The sequence below is a fragment of the Chryseobacterium sp. SSA4.19 genome, assembly GCF_022601875.1.
Taxonomy (GTDB): Bacteria; Bacteroidota; Bacteroidia; order Flavobacteriales; family Weeksellaceae; genus Chryseobacterium.
Genome location: NZ_JAKVIP010000017.1, coordinates 56,380 through 72,308, shown reverse-complemented (window position 1 = coordinate 72,308; position 15,929 = coordinate 56,380). Strand labels below are relative to the sequence as shown.

13 protein-coding genes are annotated in these 15,929 nt (G+C 38.7%); 9 read left to right on the top strand and 4 right to left on the bottom strand.

Translation table 11 applies throughout. The annotated features are described in order from the left end of the window. Window positions 1-141: 141 nt before the first annotated feature. Entirely contained in the window at window positions 142-3,738 is a 3,597-nt protein-coding gene (locus MKJ01_RS12975) for a choice-of-anchor L domain-containing protein (protein ID WP_241632634.1), read from the top strand. 112 nt (window positions 3,739-3,850) lie between these two features. Beyond that, window positions 3,851-6,223, top strand: coding sequence for a choice-of-anchor L domain-containing protein (locus MKJ01_RS12970; RefSeq protein WP_241614519.1), 2,373 nt, complete (start codon window positions 3,851-3,853; stop codon window positions 6,221-6,223). 127 nt (window positions 6,224-6,350) lie between these two features. Here the strand turns inward: MKJ01_RS12970 and rsmA are convergent, their stop codons facing one another. Continuing rightward, complete coding sequence (gene rsmA / locus MKJ01_RS12965; RefSeq protein ID WP_241614518.1) at window positions 6,351-7,121, bottom strand: 16S rRNA (adenine(1518)-N(6)/adenine(1519)-N(6))-dimethyltransferase RsmA; 771 nt, start codon at window positions 7,119-7,121, stop codon at window positions 6,351-6,353. Window positions 7,122-7,213: 92 nt separating this feature from the next. Here rsmA and MKJ01_RS12960 point away from each other — a divergent pair, with 92 nt between their 5' ends. From MKJ01_RS12960 to rluF, 6 genes are all read left to right on the top strand, one after another. Then, entirely contained in the window at window positions 7,214-8,113 is a 900-nt protein-coding gene (locus MKJ01_RS12960; RefSeq protein WP_241614517.1) for an ABC transporter permease, read from the top strand. 4 nt (window positions 8,114-8,117) lie between these two features. Continuing rightward, window positions 8,118-8,417 (top strand): DUF3098 domain-containing protein, encoded by a 300-nt coding sequence (locus MKJ01_RS12955; RefSeq protein ID WP_241614516.1) that lies wholly within the window; start codon window positions 8,118-8,120, stop codon window positions 8,415-8,417. Between the two features lie 92 nt (window positions 8,418-8,509). Next, a complete protein-coding gene (locus MKJ01_RS12950) occupies window positions 8,510-9,328 on the top strand; it encodes an undecaprenyl-diphosphate phosphatase (protein ID WP_241614515.1) in 819 nt (272 codons plus the stop codon). Window positions 9,329-9,379: 51 nt separating this feature from the next. Next, window positions 9,380-10,075, top strand: coding sequence for a tRNA pseudouridine(55) synthase TruB (gene truB / locus MKJ01_RS12945; protein WP_241614514.1), 696 nt, complete (start codon window positions 9,380-9,382; stop codon window positions 10,073-10,075). Window positions 10,076-10,087: 12 nt separating this feature from the next. Then, on the top strand, window positions 10,088-10,678 hold the full coding sequence (locus MKJ01_RS12940; RefSeq protein ID WP_241614513.1) for a hypothetical protein: 591 nt from the start codon (window positions 10,088-10,090) through the stop codon (window positions 10,676-10,678). Then, window positions 10,678-11,400 carry a 23S rRNA pseudouridine(2604) synthase RluF gene (gene rluF / locus MKJ01_RS12935; protein ID WP_241614512.1) on the top strand — a complete coding sequence of 241 codons (723 nt, stop codon included), beginning with the start codon at window positions 10,678-10,680 and terminating at the stop codon, window positions 11,398-11,400. Before MKJ01_RS12940 ends, rluF begins: the two co-directional genes overlap by 1 nt. Before the next feature lie 83 nt (window positions 11,401-11,483). On the opposite strand, the gene MKJ01_RS12930 is transcribed toward rluF, so the two are convergent. Both MKJ01_RS12930 and MKJ01_RS12925 read right to left on the bottom strand, forming a co-directional pair. Further along, a complete protein-coding gene (locus tag MKJ01_RS12930; protein WP_241614511.1) occupies window positions 11,484-12,785 on the bottom strand; it encodes a helix-hairpin-helix domain-containing protein in 1,302 nt (433 codons plus the stop codon). A 129-nt stretch (window positions 12,786-12,914) separates the two neighbouring features. After that, window positions 12,915-13,259, bottom strand: a complete 345-nt coding sequence (locus tag MKJ01_RS12925) for a MerR family transcriptional regulator (RefSeq protein ID WP_241614510.1) — start codon at window positions 13,257-13,259, stop codon at window positions 12,915-12,917. 160 nt (window positions 13,260-13,419) lie between these two features. On the opposite strand from MKJ01_RS12925, the gene MKJ01_RS12920 reads away from it, so the two are divergent. Next, the gene (locus MKJ01_RS12920) at window positions 13,420-14,307 is read left to right on the top strand and encodes a helix-turn-helix transcriptional regulator (RefSeq protein ID WP_241614509.1); all 888 of its coding nucleotides are present in this window, start codon (window positions 13,420-13,422) and stop codon (window positions 14,305-14,307) included. On the opposite strand, the gene ccoG is transcribed toward MKJ01_RS12920, so the two are convergent. Further along, window positions 14,304-15,746 carry a cytochrome c oxidase accessory protein CcoG gene (gene ccoG / locus MKJ01_RS12915; protein WP_241614508.1) on the bottom strand — a complete coding sequence of 481 codons (1,443 nt, stop codon included), beginning with the start codon at window positions 15,744-15,746 and terminating at the stop codon, window positions 14,304-14,306. The genes MKJ01_RS12920 and ccoG overlap by 4 nt on opposite strands. Window positions 15,747-15,929 lie beyond the last annotated feature (183 nt).

The window sequence follows — 15,929 nt, the reverse complement described above, 5'->3', positions numbered from 1 at the left end:
TTACCATAAGACCGACAATTTGTCGGTCTTTTTATTTTTAATACAATTGAAAACAATACTTATATAATAGGAATGGATTGTATACGGGATAATATAATAATGAATCAAAAAAAATAGTATTTTTGTTTAAAATAATATAAAATGTTGAACACGGGGACGAAAAATTTATTTTTGGCTTTATTTTCAGTTTTTGCAGGATGTTTCGTTTTTGCTCAGGATCGGCAGAGCAAAGGGACTGTAAGAAAGCCTGCAGCTGAAAGTATGAAGGCAGGTGCTTTTATCGACGTTAATGCTGTGGGCTACCCGGAATCCAGTTACAGTATTACCCAATTGGTTAAAGATGTACTGATCAGTGGAGGTTCTACCTGTTCTGCAGCCAATGTAAGCAATGTTGTCGTTTCTCCTAATCTGGCAGTTACCGATCAAGACAGAAGCTGGGGATATTTTAATAAGGGCACCACCAATTTTCCTTTTGCCAAAGGTATTGTTCTAACCACAGGATATGCAAGAAAGGCTGGGAATAACTTTCAGGCAAACTTAAGTGATGTTTTGTCTTCAGGAGGAGATACGGATCTGGCAACGGCTTTATCCGTTCTGAATTCAGAATTGAATGACGCTACATATATTGAATTTGATTTTGTACCGGCCTCTACTAAAGTAACTTTCAAATATTTATTTGCATCCAAAGAATACCAGTCGAATTTCCCGTGTAATATCAGTGATGGGTTTGCATTGTTACTGAAACCGGTGGGAGGTTCATATACGAATTTAGCAGTTTTGCCTGGAGGCGCAGGTCCGGTAAGTGTTACCAATATCCGTCCGGTAATCACAACCTCTACAGGAAGCTGTGCTGCTTCCAACGTTTCTTATTTTGCAGGATATAATAATCCCCAGATTGAAACAAACTTTAATGGTCGTACCATTCCTTTAACTGCAACGGCAACAGTAATTCCAGGTCAGACGTATCACTTTAAAATGGTACTGGCAGATTATCAGGATTCAAATTTTGACTCTGCTGTTTTTCTTGAAGCAGGATCATTTGATATTGGGGTTCAGGTTTTAGATCCGGCAGGTGTTGCGCTTCCTTCATCTATTAATGTGTGTGATAATGCGCCTCAGACTTTTACAGCTTCGGTTCAGGGCGGAGGAGCGACTTATCAGTGGTTGTTGGGAGGAAATCCTATACCGGGAGCTACAGGGGCGAGCTATACGGCCACAGCACCGGGAGTATATACGGTTCAGGTTTTTTTACCGGGAAATACATGTCCGGGGACAGCTTCGGTGACTATCGTGGGAGGAACTTCACCAACCGTACAGAACGGTACACTTACAGCTTGTTACGCACCGGGGAATGCTACTTTTAACCTGACATCGGCACAAGCTTCAATCAGCTCAACACCGGGGGCTACTTTTACCTACTATATCAACCAGGCAGATGCGCTTGCCGGAAACGGAAATACGATTGCTGCTCCTACAACATTCCAGAGTGCGGGACAAACCATTTACGTTTTGGTAAAAACCGGATTTTGTTCGAAGGTGGCACAATTACAATTGATAAAAGCTCCGCAAATCACCGCTACTATTGCTCCTCCCAATACGCTGACCTGCACCAATTCACAAATTACTTTAAACGGATCTGCCTCCGTTTATCCTGCAGGAGCTACTTTTGCATGGACTACCACAAACGGGAATATCGTATCAGGAGGCAATACGCTAAATCCTGTGATCAATACGGCAGGAACCTATACCTTAACCATTTCAAATGTTTACCAACCCGGAAACTTAACCTGTACAGGAATTGCAGATGTTACGGTTACAGGAAACAGTGCACCGCCAACCACCACTTTAACAGCGTCGAAAATAACAATCTGTTCAGGAGAATCCGTTACCCTGACCGCTTCAGGTGGTGCTACTTATAATTGGACAGGCTTAACCGGAACAGGAAATACCCAGACTGTTTCACCTACAGCTACAACCACCTATACCGTGAATGCAGTCGGTGCAAACGGATGTGTATCCCAGACACCTGCAAGCATCACTATTGAGGTTTCCCAACCGATTACGGTACAGAATGCAACGCTGTTTAAATGTTACCAGTCAGGTGGAATTATTTATAACCTGACAGAAGCCCAGCCACAGATTACTTCTGCTACAGGAGTTACTTTTGCCTATTATTTAAATTTGGCGGATGCCAACGCAGGAAATACGAATACCATAGCTGTCCCTACTTCATTTAACAGTGCAGGAGGACAGACCATTTATGTGCTGGTTTCAAATGGAGGGTGTAAATATGTGGTGAACCTGCAGCTATTATCAACGCCAACCACTACACTGACGATCGCATCTCCGCAACAGATCACCTGTACAACCCCAAGTATCACTCTGAATGCTTCAGCATCAGTAATTCCTCCAGGTTCTTCCATTGCATGGACCACCACTGGCGGAACAATTGTATCAGGGGCCAATACGCTGACTCCTGTAGTTAATGCAGGCGGTGTTTATACACTAACTGTAACAAATGTCAATCAGCCAGGGAACTTAAACTGTTCATATACAGAAAATGTTACGGTAACTCAAAATACCACACTTCCGGTAGCAGCATTAACTGCTCCTGTTTTACAAATTTGTCCGGGCGAATCTGTTACTTTAACAGCGTCTGGTGGTGCAAGTTACAACTGGGGCGGCGGTCTTCCTGGAAATGGGAATACACAGGTTGTTTCTCCTTCACAGAACACGACGTATTCAGTATATGCAGTAGGGGCAAACGGCTGTATTTCCGCGAATCCTGCCACTATTAATATTGTTGTAGGACCTCCTGTGGCAGTTTTAGCAGTGTCAAAATCTAAAATCTGTGCAGGGGAATCCGTAACATTAACTGCATCAGGTGGTGTTACCTATGAATGGGTAGGCTTACCGGGGAATGGAAATACCCAAGTCGTAACTCCGCCGGTTGGTACGACGATTTACTCTGTTTTTGCTTTAGGCGGAAACGGATGTAAAGTAGAAAATCCAACCTCCATTAGCGTTGAAGTTGTGCCTACAATCGTATCAACATTAGAAGATGTATATGTCTGTGCCGGGGATTTCGGAATTTTAGATGCGGGTTCAGGACCGAATTACACGTATGTATGGAATACAGGTGCAACTACACAGACCATCTCTGTAGACACTCCGGGAACCTATTCGGTAACCATAAGTAATGGAACCTGTTCTAAAGTATTCTCTGCTCAGCTCATCAATCCTGCGTTACCTCTGTTTACAAATGTGGTTTATGATAATCATGTGCTGACCTTAACAACAAGCAACCCAACGGGTGGTGTATTGGAATATTCTGTAGACGGAGGAGTTACATGGCAATCTTCCAACATATTCTATAATGTAATGGACAACATCAATTATAATCTGCTGGTAAGAGTGAAAGATGCAAAATGCAGCACTTCCTTATCATATTTTACGTTTGTTGTTATCAATGCTATTACACCTAATTCAGACGGTAAAAATGATACTGTAGACTTTACAGGCATCAGTAAGTATAATAACTTTGCAGCTTCTATTTTTGACAGATATGGTCAGGAGGTGTTCAAAGCTGGTAAAAATGAAACATTCTGGAACGGAATGCTGAGGGGAAGTCTTGTTCTTCCGACTGCCACTTATTGGTATAGGGTACAATGGGAAAACCCCGCAAGTAAAAAACTTGAGCAGCGTAGCGGCTGGATACTATTAAAAAACAGAAATTAATTATTCTGTAAAAACCTCTCAACCCGGGAGGTTTTACTTTTTCTGTATAAAAAGAACAAATATTTATATGGTATTTATAAAAAAAAATTAAATTTGTTGAAACAAAAATATTATGAAGAGATATCTACTGTTATTTTCCTTATTAATGGCCTCCTCGCCGAGTCTCTTTTACGCACAGAAAAATAATCCCAGAAAACCTCAGAAAGAAAAAGCATCATCATTAACAATGAAAGCAGGGGCTTTCATTGATGTGAATGCTCCTGGCTATGCGCCATCCGCTTATACACCCATTCAATTGGTGAAGGATGTGTTAATTTCATCAGGCACCAATTCATGCGTTACGCCTAACGTATCAAATGTGCAGATAAGTCCGAATCTTCCGGCAAGTGATGCTAACAGATCATGGGGATATTTTCATAAAGGAACTACGAATTTCCCGTTCAAAGATGGAATCGTTCTTTCAACAGGATATGTAAATAAAGCAGGTAACAACTTTATTGGCTCTACACTTGGTGATGATTTGTCAACAGGAAGTGATCCTGATCTTGTAGCGGCTACAAGTCCGTCAGGAACACTTAATGATGCTGTTATTTTAGAATTCGATTTTGTACCTACTTCCTCTCAGGTTAAATTTAATTATCTCTTTGCCTCTGAAGAATATACCAGCACATTCCCATGCGGTTTCTCAGATGCTTTTGCATTACTGTTGAAGCCTACAGCTGGAGGGCCTTATGTGAATATGGCTATTTTACCTGCGCCGGGTACAGGCCCTGTGAGTGTAACCAACATCCATCCTCAGAACAGTGATACCGGATTTGATATGGGATGTGGTGCTCCTAACGTTTCTTTTTTCGCAGGATACAATGCTGCAGCTATCGAGACCAACTTTAATGGAAGAACAGTGCCTTTACAGGCAACAGCTACGGTAGTTCCGGGACAGTCATACCATTTTAAAATGGTTTTGGCTGATGCAATAGACAGCAACTATGACTCTGCCGTATTTCTTGAAGGAGGCTCCTTTAATATCGGGGTAGAATTATTAGACCCTTCAGGTGGTACTTTACCAGAAGAAATCAATGTCTGTGACAATGTACCTCAGGTAATTACAGCTTCTGTAAGTGATCCCAACCTGAACTACCAGTGGTATTTCAATGGGGTGGCAATTCCCGGAGCTACAACTCCTACCATTACGGCTACTCAGCCGGGTAATTATGAAATTCAGGTATTATTTCCGGGGAACCCATGTCCAGGAAAAGCAAATATCAAGATCAATGGAGGAACAACGCCTTCGGCAGTTGATGCTACATTATTATTATGTACAACACCGGACATCACGTGGTTTGATCTCAGTGATGCGATCCCATCGATCAGCACAACTCCGGGTGCAATCTTCCACTTTTATGTAAATCAGGCAGATGCTATTGCACAGAATAACAATTTTATTCAGGATATTTTACATTATAACGGGAATGACGGTCAGACACTCTATGTAGTGGTTTCAAACGGAGGGTTCTGTAGTAAAATGGTAGAACTGAAGTTGTTAAAAGAGGCTACTCCTACAGCAAGTCTGGTGGCATCAAAAATAAAAGTATGTCCCGGAGACACGGTAAACTTAACCGCTACCGGAGGAACTACTTACGAATGGGCTAATTTTTCAGGAACAGGAAACGCTCAGTCTGCAACCGTTTATAATACCACTACTTTCACGGTATATGCTTTAGGACCTAAAGGGTGTAAATCTTTACAGCCGGCTAAAATAACAGTGGAGGTTGTTCCTGACCTTACTTCTCCGTTAATGGATGTTGAAATGTGTGAAGGCGACCGTGTAACACTTGATGCGGGTGCCGGTCCTAACTATACTTATTTATGGAGCACAGGTGCGATCACCCAGACAATTAATGTTGACAAATGGGGGATTTATACGGTAACTGTTAAAAATGGGTATTGTGAAAGAACATTTACGGCAAAAGTAATGGGGGCAGCGTCTCCGTATATTAGCAATGTAGATTACAGCAATAACACATTAACCATTACGGCAGAAGTTCCTATGATCAATAATATTCCGCAGACGGCAGAATATTCCGTTGACGGCGGTATCTCATGGCAGCAGTCAAATGTATTTACAGGTCTTCAGAACAATACGACGTATCAGCTTCAGGTAAGATCAGTAGGAACGCACTGTGTCGGAGCGCTTGAATTCTTCACTTTACACCTGTCAAATGTTATTACGCCTAATCAGGACGGTGTTAATGATACGTTAGACCTTACGGCTCTTGGAGCGTTTAATAATTTTACGGGATCTGTATATGACCGTTATGGTGCGGAAATCTTTAGTTTCTCAAAAGAAAAGCCTATCTGGGATGGAACGCTGGTAGGGAAGAGGTTACCTACGGCTACGTATTGGTATAAATTCAATTTCCAGTACCCTAAATCAAAAACCACGATGAGCCAGTCCGGATGGATTATGCTTAAAAACAGAGAATAATACATTCCGATAATGCAAATTAAAAGCCCTTCAGTTTAACTGAAGGGCTTTTGTTTTATGTTAAATGTGGGTGATCACCATATTTACATTTCAACAGGAAGAATTACGATATTGTATATTTATGAAATTATTGATTTTCCTTCCAAAGCTGCGTGAAGGAAATGAAGTCAGACACACTAAGCTCTTCCGCTCTCTTATCCATAAATTCATGGTTTTTTAAAGATTCAGGAATATTTAAGATTTTTAAAGCATTTGAAAGTTTTTTCCTTCTTTGGTTAAAACCTGCCTTTACGATCTGTTTAAATAAAACCTCATTGCCTTTCAGCCCTTCTTTTGGATTGCGTGTCAGCCGGATAACACCGGACTTTACCTTTGGTGGAGGGTTAAATACGTTTTCATGAACCGTTAACAGGTATGCAGTGTCGTAATATGCCTGAATCAATACGGTAAGAATCCCATAATCTTTCGTTCTCGGAACAGCTGCGGTTCTTTCGGCAACTTCCTTCTGGAACATCCCTACCATTTCTGGAATCAGCTCATAATGATCTACAATCCGAAACAGAATCTGTGAAGAAATATTATAGGGGAAATTTCCGATAATAGCAATCTGTTCCCCATGAGTAAACTGAAAATCCTGTTTAAGAAAATCTCCGACGAAAGTTTCTTCTGTTACTTTAGCGTAATTATTTTTCAGATAATCAATAGATTCGTTATCAATTTCTGCAAGATAGATTTTTTGATCTTTTTCCAGAAGATATTTTGTGAGAACACCCATTCCCGGACCTACTTCCATGGTATTGCTGTAGCCTTCAAAACTGAGACCTTCTACAATATTTTTTGCGATGTTTTCATCTGTCAGGAAGTGCTGACCAAGATGTTTTTTTGCTTTTACACTCAATGTTTTTTATGATTTTATTAACAGTGATTTTATCTTTTTCGTTCCCAAATTTCGGAAGTTTTTTTCTATTTTAGCCAAAAATTTTAATATTAATGGCTAAATCTGTAGATGAATTCAATAAGAAAAGGCTTAGGTCTAGCAATATTACGGTAGTAATCAGTATTGCCTTAGTGTTATTTTTGTTAGGATTAATGGGACTTATCCTGATCAATGCCCAGAAATATTCCGACTACATCAAAGAACAACTTGTCGTGAATGCCTATTTTGATGAGAACTATGATGCAAAGGATTCTGTAAAAATTGCGAAGATGGAAGCTGAAGTCTACAAAGAGATTCAGACCCTGGCTCCCGTAAAGAAAGCAACTTATATCACGAGGGAAATGGCATCGCAGGAAGCTAAGAAAAGCATGGGTATTGATACGGATGCACTTTTTGAAGAAAACATTTTCCCTTCATCTATAGAAATTGCCCTGAAACCTGAATACGTGGATCCTGCAAAAATTGATGCAGCTCTAAAAATGATCAAGGCAGTCCCTGGAATTATTGATGTTAAAAACGACAGTACCTTAATGGTAGATGTGTATAACAACCTAAGCAGGATTCTTAAATGGATTCTGGGATTTTCTATATTATTTTTAATCTTGGCTGTAGTGTTGATTAACAATTCCATCCGGCTTAAAATATTTTCAAAGAGATTTATCATTAAAACCATGCAGCTGGTAGGGGCAAAAAGAAGATTTATTCTGAAGCCTTTTATTACGGAAGCTGTTATTTTAGGAGCTATCGGATCTGCGATCGGGCTTTTGGCACTGTTTGGAGTCTGGTATTATTTCACAAGCCAGATAGGTTCTGCATTCGTACAGGATAACAACCAATATTTCTGGCTGGTATTGCTGATCATCGGAATAGGTATTTTTATTACGGTTCTCAGTACGATTATAGCAACCTGGAGATTCTTAAGATCAAACGTCGACGACTTATATTATTCTTAACAAAATGAGCAAAAAAACAAATAAATTTTCCGCTGACAACTTCGGAAAACAAACCACTGAAGTTCCAAAAGAAAATACTTTTTATTTTGGAAAACAGAATTTTAAGTGGATGCTGATTGGCTTCGCATGCATCGTTGTAGGTTTTCTGCTGATGATGGGGTCTGATGCAAATACCGTAAACGGAAAATTTGATCCGAATTCCTGGAATGACGGAATTTTTTCCATTCGCCGAATCAGAATTGCACCAATGTTTGTTGTTCTCGGTTTCGCAATTGAAGTATATGCGATTTTAAAAAGAAAATAGAAAATAAATTTTTATTAGAGATTAAGAAATTGAGAAATTTAGAGCTTTTGTCTGAATCTCTCAATTTCTTAATCTTTTACTTTTAAATAATTATGGATTTAATCAAAGCAATTATCATTGCCATTGTGGAAGGGTTGACGGAATATCTTCCGATCTCATCGACTGCACATATGGGTTTTACAGCGAACTTAATGGGGCTGGAAGAAACTGAATTTTTAAAAATGTTCCAGGTGTCTATCCAGTTTGGGGCAATTCTTTCAGTGGTAGTAGCATATTGGAAAAAATTCTTTGATTTAAAAAACCTGCAGTTTTATTTTAAGCTGGCCTTTGCAGTACTACCGGCTTTGGTTTTAGGATATCTGTTCGATGATAAAATTGAAGCGGTTTTAGGAAACCAGATTGCTATATCTTCAGTTTTGGTTCTTGGAGGAGTTGTTTTATTATTTGCGGACCAATGGTTTAAAAATCCCAAAATTGATGATGAAAAAGGAATTACCATAAAAAAAGCGGTTACGATAGGCTTTTGGCAATGTCTGGCGATGATGCCTGGTACAAGCAGGAGTGCAGCCTCTATTATTGGGGGAATGACTCAAGGCCTAACAAGAAAAGCGGCAGCTGAGTTTTCATTCTTTCTGGCTGTGCCAACGATGCTTGCCGTAACGGTGTATTCAGTCTTTGTAAAGACCTGGGGCAAGGAAACCCCGAACCCTCAGAAAGGCTACGAGATGATTATGGCTTCGCAGGAACATATTACTGTTTTTATTGTAGGAAACGTCGTGGCATTTATTGTGGCTCTGATTGCCATCAAAGCTTTTATCGGAGTTTTGAATAAGTACGGCTTTAGACCTTGGGGATGGTACCGTATTTTTGTTGGGATCGCTTTGCTCATCTATTTCTATTTTTTCAAATAAAATTTAATTGAATAAATATTCGGTTAATCATTACTTATTACCTACCAATTAATGACGGCAGAAGACTTACAATCAGGACACATATTTTTACTGGACAAGCCTTTGGATTGGACCTCTTTTCAGGCGGTCAATAAAATGAAATATAAGCTCAGAAGAGAATTTGATCTTCCCAAGAAATTTAAAATAGGCCATGCAGGAACCCTTGATCCGAGAGCTACCGGGCTTTTAATTGTGTGTTGCGGAAAATTTACCAAAAAAATCCCTGAAATTCAGGATGCCCCAAAAGAATACCGGGCAGAGATCAAAATAGGAGTCCAGACCGAATCCTATGACACCGAAAAGCCGGAAATCCTTCACCAGGATATTTCCCATATTACAGATGGAGATATTAATGCGGCAATAGAAAAATTTGTAGGAGAGATTGATCAGACGCCACCTGTTTTTTCGGCTATAAAAATTGATGGAAAAAGAGCCTATAATATGGCTAGAGCAGGGCAGGAAGTTGAAATGAAGCCGAGGAAAACAACCATTCATTATATTAATGATATTAAAATTCATCTGCCACTGATCAGTTTTACCGTTGGCTGCTCCAAAGGAACGTATATCCGTAGCCTTGCCCATGATATCGGGCAGGAGTTGGGGGTTGGCGCTTATCTGACCCAATTGAGAAGAACGAAAATAGGTGATTATTCTATTGATGATGCAACCGTGGATTTTTTGGAAAATGATTTCAGATTTGAAAATTAACCATTGAAAACAATGAAAAAAATATTTTTATTAACGTTTTTATATTGTTCGGCATTTGCTTTTTCCCAAGAGCAGCAAAACAAAAAACAGACTATGGGATTATATGTAAATCCTACCCTGAACTTAGGATACAATCTCGGCAACAGTATCAAAGACAGTCAGAATAAAGATTCTCAATATTATCAGCAATACATTTCCCCTTATCTCCCTAACAAAATCACCTATGGAATTACTGCTGTTGCAGGTTATAATTTCATACCGAACCTGGCTCTGGGCTCGGGACTGAAGTACAGTTTTATCGATGATAATTTTCATCTGCTGTATTGGGTAATCCAGCCTAAAGTTATATTCAATGCCGGAGACGAACCGATATTTATTGACCTTAGCTACGGAAAGCAGATCAATAATTCTGTTGTTTCTGACTCACAGTTTTATGGTTTAAAAATAGGAATGCAGGTTTCATATTCAAAAAGATTAAGCCAGGAAGGAGGAATTATTTTGGAAAGTCATAAATTTGAAAATTCAAGTGCCGTTTTTGTTGGGCTGAGTTATGGAATCACGATTTTCAGCAATAAAAATTATACGGCCTACGGAGAAGATTAATGGAAAAAACACGTATCAATAAATATTTGTCAGAAGTGGGATACTGCTCAAGAAGAGCAGCAGACAAGCTTTTGGAAGAAGGAAGGATAAAAATCAATGGTGTGGTTCCGGAAATGGGGACGAAAGTTTCTGATGAAGACGTCATTGAAGTAGACGGCAAGCCCATCCGTGAGCCCGAAGAAGATCATGTGTACATTGCTTTCAATAAACCTGTAGGAATTGTCTGTACTACTGACACCAAGCGTGAACAGAATAATATCATTGAGTATATTAACCATCCGAAAAGGATTTTTCCGGTCGGGAGACTGGATAAGCCTAGCGAAGGGCTGATTCTTTTAACCAGTGATGGTGATATTGTAAACAAAATCCTCCGATCAAGAAATAACCACGGTAAAGAATATATTGTGAGAGTGGATAAGCCCATAACTCCAAGATTTTTAGAGAAGATGAGGAATGGCGTTCCGATTTTGGATACGGTTACTAAAAAATGTGAAGTGGAAAAGATTGATGAGATGAATTTCCGGATTGTATTGACTCAGGGCCTAAACCGTCAGATCCGTAGAATGTGCGAATACCTTGGCTATGATGTTAAAAAACTGAAGCGTATCCGTGTTCTCAATATTAAACTTGATCTTCCTGTCGGGAAATGGAGGGATCTTACCAAAGATGAGCTTGCCGCTTTGAATACAATGCTTGAAGGATCAAGTAAAACATTTGATTAAACAGTTTCCCAGGAAAACTTTGACAAAGTTTATATATATATTCAGGTAAAAGCCAATTCATCACTTATAACCTTTTACCTATTTTATTTCAGGTACAGTTTCATTCTTGCTTCGTATTCCGGTTTCACTTTAAGAAGTTTCCAGATTTTATTTTCATCCTTTTCGCTGGTCCGGTAAAAAATAATTTTATCAGCAGAGTATTTAAAGTAAGGATGGTTTTTCAGCCATTCTTCCGGAGCATCTGTTAAATTATATTTTGGGACATTGGCTGTATTCAGTGGAGCTGTGGCAAGAAGTTTTTTCACCAGTTCCGTATCAATGTTATAAGTCGTAAGAATCTGTTCCTTATTCACGAATCCGCCAAGTTTTTTCCTGAAACCGATGATGGAGCCGGCACTTCTTTCATCAAGACCGAATTCCAGAAGCTGTCTGAAGGTGATGCTGTTTATATCGGTCTTTGAGAAATCTGTTTTTTCCTGTTCAAATTCAGTTGTCTTGTTATTCCTGTTTTGAACAATCGTTGCCTGGCTCAGCTGTATATACGGTTTCATTTCGTTGAACTTTTCTGCAGAAATCACAAAGCATTTCTGAAGGTCTTCCATGCTTTTAAAGCTGCCTTTAAGGTTTCTATCCCTGTAGTTGATGATGGTCTGAGCCTGTTTGTCTGAGAAGCCAAGAGATTTCCATCCTTCAAGATCTGTCGTATTTGGATCGAAAGCATGGTAACGGGCCTTTGTTTTATTAAACTCAAAAGTTTTTTGATCATGTCTGAAGGTATCAGGTGTTTTTTCAGGAAGTAACAAGTAAGGTGAAAGCATTTTATAGTTTTCTTCATTAATAATAAAACACTCTTTAAACTTTTCTTTGCTGACAAAACTTCCTCCCAAAAATTTTTTATATTTTAAAATCGCTTCAGCCTGTCTCTCACTGAATCCTATTTTCATCCAGTCATGAACAGCATAGGAATCAGGATTGAATTTCCCGGGAATACTGATGGAAGTTTTCTTATAATTGGTAAAATTTTTGGATTTTGCTTCCTTATTTGTTTCCGGAAGCATAATATAGGCTTGCAGCTCGCCGAACTTTTCTTCTGAAATGGCAAAGCATTTTTTAAACTGTTCTTTAGACACAAACTTTCCGCCGATCATCTTTTTATAATTGAGAATAGTGGCGGTTTGCTTATCCGTGAATCCCAGGTTCTTCCATTGTTTTTCATTCAGTTCGTTAGGATCAAATTCTGTAAGATGCGGCAGGGTGGAATTGGATGTTATGAATTTCACTCCGGAAAAATCTTCTTTTTCAGAGCCTGTATAGTTTTGAAAGGCAAAAAGAATGACCAGTATCATTCCCATGAATGCCAGCTTTTGGTAATAGGTCTTTTTCATGCTTAAACCTACTCATAAAATCAGGTATTTGCAATAAGTCAATATGAATTGAATTATTTTACTCTATACATTTGTTTTATTCAGTTTAAAAAATAAACCGGTAAAATGAAAATTAACGAATATTTTTAATTATTCGGTGTTCTTTTCCACAAGTGAATCCTTCAGTTTCAGCAGTTCGGCTTTCACAAATTCCAGCCTGTCAATAAGGGTAATGGTTTCGGAGATTTTGCTGTTGGTGGTAAGGGCAACCTTTGCGCCATCAAGCGTGTAGCCTTTTTCTTTCACCAGATGATAAATCATCTGAAGATTTTTGATATCCTCCGGGGTGAAATAACGGTTTCCTTTTTTATTTTTTTTAGGCTTGATGATGGGGAATTCCTGTTCCCAATACCGTATTAATGAAGCGTTTACGTCAAATGCTTTGGCTACTTCACCTATGGAATAATACAGTTTATCGGGTAAATTTAACTTCATTGTCAGAATCCTAATTTTCAAAGATAAATAATTTTTAAAATGCATCAAAAATACAGGTGCTAAAATTGCCTCTGTTTTTGAGAAGCAAAGAAAGAAATATGATGCGGTGTTCGAAGAAAATGTTTTTATTTCATTATTTTTGGGTTAAATAAAAATTCAGTTGGATTCAATCTCGGTTCTTAATATTGATCTTTTTCAGGGAGGTAAAAATACCCCGGATTTTTATTTCAGTACTTTAAAAACCCATTTTCAGGTAGGCCACAGGCATTTGGAAAAACCGCACAGGCATGATTTTTATGCCACTATACTTTTTACACAGGGAACGGGAATCCATGAAATAGACTTCCAGAAATATGATGTTTCTGCAGGCAGTATTTTCTTCATGTCTCCCGGGCAAATCCACAGTTGGGAGCTTACCGATGATATTGACGGTTATATTTTTTTCTGCTCGCAGGAGTTTTATGAAATGCATTATGTAAACCAGAAGCTTAGAGCGTTTCCTTTCTTCGGGTCGGTTACCTTTTCAAGAAAGCTTCAGTTGAATTCCCGTGAATTGAACATGAACCTTATGCTTTTTCTGAAGATCCAGGATGAATATCTTACTCAGAAGTTTATGAAAAACGGTCTGATCCTTTCATTGATATCGCAGATTTTTATTCATTCAGCAAGAATGTTTTCAAGGGATCTTGATCCTCTGGCTGCATCAGCTGGTCTTTCATATATTAAGCACTATCAAGATTTTGAAGATTGCGTTGAAATGCATTTTAAAAATGAGAGATCAGTGAGTTTTTATGCTTCGGCGATGAATATATCATCAAAACATTTAAACCGGATTACTCAGGCTGTTGTTCAGAAAACTGCCACTGAAGTAATTACGGAAAGAGTTATCCTTGAAGCCAAAAGAATGTTAATATATCTGGACGAAAGCCTTGTGGAAATTGCATTTCGACTGGGATATGAAGAATATTCTTATTTTGTGAGAGTCTTCCGGAATATTTCCGGCATGACGCCCACTCAATTTATTAAAAATACAGGTCCTGAATATTAAAGCATCAATTTGAAAGGTCCTTCAAAGACCGTTTCAAAAGAATCAAGCATCTTTCCTTTTTCATCAAAAATCCCGAAGGTCATTTTTTGTTTGGAAAACGGGATATCTTTTTCAGGAAATGAAACATTGATATTTCCTTTCAGAATCTGGTCGCCTTTTAGAATAATTTTTTCAGAACCGAAAAAGTCTATTGCCGCATTTCCGGGTTGAATGACTTTAATCGTCAGCATTTTCTGTTCATTGGATTTATTTAAGAGCGTATAAATAAAAGTATTTGTTATTTTCCCATCTTTAATAAAATAAGTTGAGCCGGCTGGCTTAATGAATTTTGCTTCCATGGAACCTCTGTCATACATCAGAAAACCCATAAATCCTATTAATAAAGCAAGAATTACAGTAGTAGCTTTCATTCTTGAGGTATAACTGAATTGTTGCCGGCTTTCGATTTCCGCTTCAGTAGCATAACGGATGAGTCCTTTAGGAAGACCTACTTTTTCCATCACCTCATCACAGGCATCAATACAGGCGGTACAGTTGATACATTCAAGTTGCTGGCCGTTTCTGATGTCAATTCCTGTCGGACAAACCACCACACACTGATGGCAGTCGATACAGTCTCCTTTCCCGGAAGCTTTCCGGTCCTCATTATTCCTCCATTTCGAGCGGTTTTCTCCTCTTTTGAAGTCATAATAAACATTGATGGTCTGCTTATCGATTAAAACTCCCTGAAGTCTTCCGTACGGACAAACCAGGGTACAAACCTGTTCACGAAGCCAGGCAAAAACGAAATAGAACGTGAGTGCAAACCCGATCATCCCTATAAATTTCAGCGAATGATCAGCGGGACCCTCAAGGATAATCTTAAAAACTTCTTCATACCCGATAATATACATAAACATAAAATTGGTGATGACAACGGAAATCAAAGCAAAAACAGACCACTTCATCAGCCTTTTCTTTATTTTTTCACTATCCCATTCCTGTCGGTCTAGCTTCATCTGCCTGTTTCTGTCACCTTCGATCCAGAATTCGATTTTTCTGAAGACCATTTCCATGAAAAGGGTCTGCGGACACAGCCATCCGCAGAAAATCCTTCCGAATACAACCGTAAAAAGCATGACAAAAATAACAGAGGTTACGGCTCCCAAAGCTAAAATAAAAAAATCCTGCAGGTAGAAAGGCTGTCCGAAAATGAAAAACTTTCGGTCGATAATATTAAAAAGCAGAAAAGGATTTTTATTGATTTTTATAAACGGCAATACGAAAAATACAGCCAATAAGGCATAACTGACATAATTTCTGTAGTTTGTGTATTTCCCTTTCGGCTTTCTTGGATACACCCATTTTCTTCTTCCTGACTCGTCCATGGTACCCACTGAATTTCTGAAACTTTCGTCATCTGTTCCTGCAGACTCTATATTTTTGGATAGTATACTCATCGTATTGGTATTTGACTAATTTCAAAAGATTAACTCTTTGACTCCTGCAAAGCTCATCAATAATGGCATTTTTTACTAATATAATCTTCTTCTTAAATAGGATAATTCGGACATTTTAATAATTGTATTTTGATTGATTAAAAAAGAAATTACACTTTGAATCTCACCAGGCATATTGTAAAT

Coding starts and splice junctions, on each gene's coding strand:
- MKJ01_RS12975 (WP_241632634.1), top strand. CDS start 142: ATGTTGAACACGGGGACGAAAAATTTATTTTTGGCTTTATTTTCAGTT.
- MKJ01_RS12970 (WP_241614519.1), top strand. CDS start 3,851: ATGAAGAGATATCTACTGTTATTTTCCTTATTAATGGCCTCCTCGCCG.
- MKJ01_RS12960 (WP_241614517.1), top strand. CDS start 7,214: ATGGCTAAATCTGTAGATGAATTCAATAAGAAAAGGCTTAGGTCTAGC.
- MKJ01_RS12955 (WP_241614516.1), top strand. CDS start 8,118: ATGAGCAAAAAAACAAATAAATTTTCCGCTGACAACTTCGGAAAACAA.
- MKJ01_RS12950 (WP_241614515.1), top strand. CDS start 8,510: ATGGATTTAATCAAAGCAATTATCATTGCCATTGTGGAAGGGTTGACG.
- truB (WP_241614514.1), top strand. CDS start 9,380: ATGACGGCAGAAGACTTACAATCAGGACACATATTTTTACTGGACAAG.
- MKJ01_RS12940 (WP_241614513.1), top strand. CDS start 10,088: ATGAAAAAAATATTTTTATTAACGTTTTTATATTGTTCGGCATTTGCT.
- rluF (WP_241614512.1), top strand. CDS start 10,678: ATGGAAAAAACACGTATCAATAAATATTTGTCAGAAGTGGGATACTGC.
- MKJ01_RS12930 (WP_241614511.1), bottom strand. CDS start 12,785: ATGAAAAAGACCTATTACCAAAAGCTGGCATTCATGGGAATGATACTG.
- MKJ01_RS12925 (WP_241614510.1), bottom strand. CDS start 13,259: ATGAAGTTAAATTTACCCGATAAACTGTATTATTCCATAGGTGAAGTA.
- ccoG (WP_241614508.1), bottom strand. CDS start 15,746: ATGAGTATACTATCCAAAAATATAGAGTCTGCAGGAACAGATGACGAA.